1 protein-coding gene is annotated in these 2,456 nt (G+C 60.6%); it reads left to right on the forward strand.

The annotated features are described in order from the left end of the window. Positions 1-250: 250 nt before the first annotated feature. Positions 251-2,140 (forward strand): hypothetical protein, encoded by a 1,890-nt coding sequence (locus tag N3C64_RS15220; RefSeq protein ID WP_260015101.1) that lies wholly within the window; start codon positions 251-253, stop codon positions 2,138-2,140. Positions 2,141-2,456: the final 316 nt, after the last annotated feature.

Genomic DNA, 2,456 nt, shown 5'->3' on the forward strand with positions numbered 1-2,456 from the left:
CGCTGTGCCACGCCCCTCCGATGCCGATTTTCCCTTTTGGCTGAGATGATCCCCTTGGCTCGTGGCTGCATGTAACGGCCTCAAGCTGACCTGGATGCGGGGGCGCTGCTGGGGGCTGCCGCTTCAGGCTGTCCGCTTCAGTTCCCCCAAGACCCACCACTGCAGCTTAGCGGCTTGCTTGTCGGCCTTAGCTTTGAGCTGACGCTTTGGCTCTAGCTTGCCGTTTCGCTGCGCCCCCTCCACCAATCCCATGAAGATCAACACCATGAACGACCTGAGTTTCCAGGCCGAGGCTATGCGCTCGTGCGATGGCTTGTCGGCTGATGTGTCCAGCCAGCCCGAGCTGGTCAAAAACCCATTAAGCTATAGTGAAAGTTTGACTACTTCCCATCTACCTGACCTCATTGACACGGTGATGGCAGACCTGAAGGAAGAATTGACGGTGCGGGGTCTAGCCCCAACCACCCAACAGTTGGCCGCCTTGCAAGCGTTGATCTCGACGCTAGCGGCTCTGGCGCAAGGGGGCTGCTTTCCCGAGCTGGTGGTCTGTGACCTAGCTCCCGGGATGGGCAAGACCACGGCTTTGGCGCTGTTTCTGCGTCACCTCGCCCGCTCTGCCGATCATGATGAGGCGGGAGTGCTGGTTTGCCTTCCCTTCCTTGATGAGATCGAGCGTCTTGTGAAGGAAACGGGTCTTGGGGAGGGGGAGATCGCCGTGATGTGGTCGGATCCTGACCGCCCCTTACCGACCTCGACCTTACCTGATCAGGCACAGATCCTCTTCATCACGCCTCAAATGCTGAAGAGCCGCTGCGGGGCTGGGCCTCTGGCCGAATGCCGGGACTTCCACTACCTCGGCAAGCCGCGTCAGCTTCGTGTTTGGGATGAGACGATGGATCCGGCACAGGCGGTCACGCTTTCGACCGACGATCTGGGCGGGCTGCTCGCCCCAATCCGGCTCCTCAACCCCGATCTGGCAGACAGGATCGCACAGATCCAGCAGCAACTCAGCAAGGTCAAATCGCATCAGCTCGTACAGCTCCCCGAGATCCCCTCATCCATACGGGTCTCACTGTCGCAGGTCGATGACGGGGTCCGAGATCGGCTAGCCAGACTTTACACGTTATCCGGCAGGGTGGTGAAGATCTGCAGCGGCAGCGGGAACATTCGTGTAGCGCTCGACATCCGAGACAGCCTTCCGCCCGACTTCGCCCCGGCGCTTGTGCTTGATGCGTCTGCCTCGGTGCGAGGCACTTGGGCGCTCTGGGGACAGCAACAGGGAGGACCACGGCTTTTGCCGGGTGCCCGCAAGGACTACGGGGCCTTGACCATACACCTGATGGAACGGGGCGCAGGCAAGCAAAGCTGGCAGAAAGACGGGGAAAGGCTTGCCCGGGAAATTGCCGCTGTGATCGACAGCAAACCCGATGAGCGTTTCCTGGTCGTCCATCACCAGGCCCCAGGCGGTGTGCAGCCGGTCATGCTGATCAAGCGCTTCATGACCACCGACGCCAGCCGGGTCAGCTTCTTGCATTGGGGGCGGCACATGGCGACCAACGCCTTCCGCGATGTGGAGAATGTGATCCTAGGCGGTGTCATGCGCTTGCCCGAAAGCCAGCGTATCGGCTTGACGCATGCCAGCCTGGGCCTCCCCATCACGGCAGAGCTTGAGGCTGACACTGTCGCGCAGATCGAGGCGGGCGAGTTTGCCCATGCTGTGCTGCAAGCGGCAGGACGGGGCCGGGTTCGGGGCTGCAAAGAGGGTCGGTGTCCACCCTGCGCTCTCTACGTCATAGCCCCAGGCAAGAAGACAAAGGCGCTGCTGGAAGCCACCTTCCCTGGCGCGAGGGTGAAGCCGTGGCGGCAGCAAAACAAACAGCTGAAAGGAAGGAAGCAGAAAGAGCTGATCTCTTTGATCGAAGCCAAACGGCGACAAGACCCCATCGCCCCGATCTTCTTCACGGATCTGATGGTACAGCTCGGCATCGCGGATCGGACGAACTTTACCAGGCTGTGCTGCCACCCCGATGTTGCGGCCGAGTTGGCGCAGCTGAACCTGCAGCGGGTGCAGATCCACTCCACTAGGGGCGTTGATGCGTTCCAGCCGATGTTCGGCCCGGTGCATTCTCCCAGGGGATGAGATCCCAGGAGATTTTGGGGTCAAAATTCTGAGCGCCTTCTCCTTATAGGGCGATGGTCGCTTTCCCCCGTGGGGGTGGGCTGCTCAGAAATCCCGAAGCTTGAGGCGTGAAGTGCTGGAAATGGAGAAGACACCCGCGCTCAGCCCGGCCTCAGGTCTGCCCCGTTCGGCTGGTGTAGAACAAATCGTAGAACACGCGACACCTGTTGACCCCAACTCCACTCTGCGATTATCCCTGTGTTTGCTGAGGCTTGGAGCTGATGCGATGCCTGTAACGGGAACATAACCCAATACAGAGGGAGCCTCCGGGCACCAT

This window comes from Sedimentimonas flavescens (assembly GCF_025154035.1).
Classification (GTDB): Bacteria; Pseudomonadota; Alphaproteobacteria; order Rhodobacterales; family Rhodobacteraceae; genus Rhodobacter; species Rhodobacter flavescens.

Coding starts and splice junctions, on each gene's coding strand:
- N3C64_RS15220 (WP_260015101.1), top strand. CDS start 251: ATGAAGATCAACACCATGAACGACCTGAGTTTCCAGGCCGAGGCTATG.